Here is a 1,430-nt window from a genome sequence, read left to right on the forward strand (position 1 = left end):
GAGCAAGGCCACCGTCCCGTCGTCGTCTGCGACAACACCCTTCTCGGCCCGCTTTATCAGCGCCCCATCGGTCACGGCGCCGACATTTCCGTCTATTCGCTGACCAAGTACGTCGGTGGCCATTCGGATCTGATTGCCGGTGCGGCACTCGGTTCGAAGGAACAGATTCGCGCCGTGCGATTGCTGCGCTCGTCGATCGGAACACAACTCGATCCGCATTCCTGCTGGATGCTCGGACGATCGCTCGAGACGCTGGCATTGCGCATGAAGGAAGCGAACAGAAATGGAGAAATCGTCGCGAAATTCCTGAGCGAACATCCAAAGGTTACGAAGGTCCACCACCTCGCCTACCTGCGGGAAGGATCACAGGAGCGCAAAGTCTACGAACAGCAGAGCGATGCGCCGGGTTCGACATTTTCGTTCGACGTGAAAGGCGGCGAGGCCGAGGCGTTCAAAGTCCTCAACGCGTTGCAGGTGTTCAAGCTCGCGGTGAGCCTCGGCGGAACGGAATCGCTCACCTGCCACCCGGCTTCGACGACGCATTCGGGCGTACCCAAACCAACCCGCGACCGGTTGGGCGTCAGCGACGCGACGATTCGCGTTTCAATCGGTATCGAGCATCCGGACGATCTGGTGGCGGATCTGGCGCAGGCGCTGGAGACTTTGAGCTAGGTCTCTCCCCTTTCGCACCCGTCATCGCCAGCCTTACAACGGCGGTGACGGCAAGACGAGACGTCTCTTCCGATCGAGGTGGCCGGGACAAGCCCGGCCATGACACAACGCAGGCATTTCCGCTCGCGTCATGCGCCATTTTCGCGCAAGCAACGCCGCGTAAGTGCTTGCACTCGCATACGGTTTGCAACGATGATGAGGAGAATCGGACAAATCAGATGGCAGCGGCAATCGACCTGTACTCTTACCAGGAGCCTATCCTCTTTCTCGCAACGGCCGGCATCGTCGTCCCCCTGTTCCATCGCCTCAAGATCAGCCCTGTCCTCGGGTTTCTCGGTGCGGGAGCGCTGTTGGGGCCGTTCGGTCTCGGGCAATGGGTGAAAGCCTATCCGTGGCTCGACTGGATCACGCTCACCAACCCGGAACGCGTGTCGCATTTTGCCGAGCTTGGCGTTGTCTTCCTGCTCTTCACGATCGGCCTCGAACTATCCTGGAAGCGTTTGCGCAACTTGCGCCGCCTCGTGTTCGGCTTCGGATTTCTCCAGGTCCTCTTGTGCACCATCGCCTTGGGAGCGCTGGCCTATACGGCTGTTCCGACGATAACCGCGGCCGTGTTGATCGGCCTTGCCTTGGCCCTGTCATCGACAGCCATCGTGCTGCCTGTTCTCACAGAACAGAAGCGGCTGAATGCGCCCGCCGGGCGGATCAGTTTTTCGGCCCTGCTGTTCCAGGATCTCGCGGTGGCCCCGATCCTGTTC

At 60.4% G+C, this 1,430-nt stretch carries 2 protein-coding genes; both read left to right on the forward strand.

Translation table 11 applies throughout. The features are described 5' to 3' along the window. Positions 1-672: PLP-dependent transferase (locus AC1DT3_RS21000; RefSeq protein ID WP_477467131.1), on the forward strand; the 672-nt coding region annotated here is incomplete at its 5' end. A gap of 218 nt (positions 673-890) precedes the next feature. Next, positions 891-1,430: cation:proton antiporter domain-containing protein (locus AC1DT3_RS21005; protein ID WP_477467132.1), on the forward strand; the 540-nt coding region annotated here is incomplete at its 3' end.

The sequence above is a fragment of the Microvirga sp. P4_G7 genome (assembly GCF_056401005.1).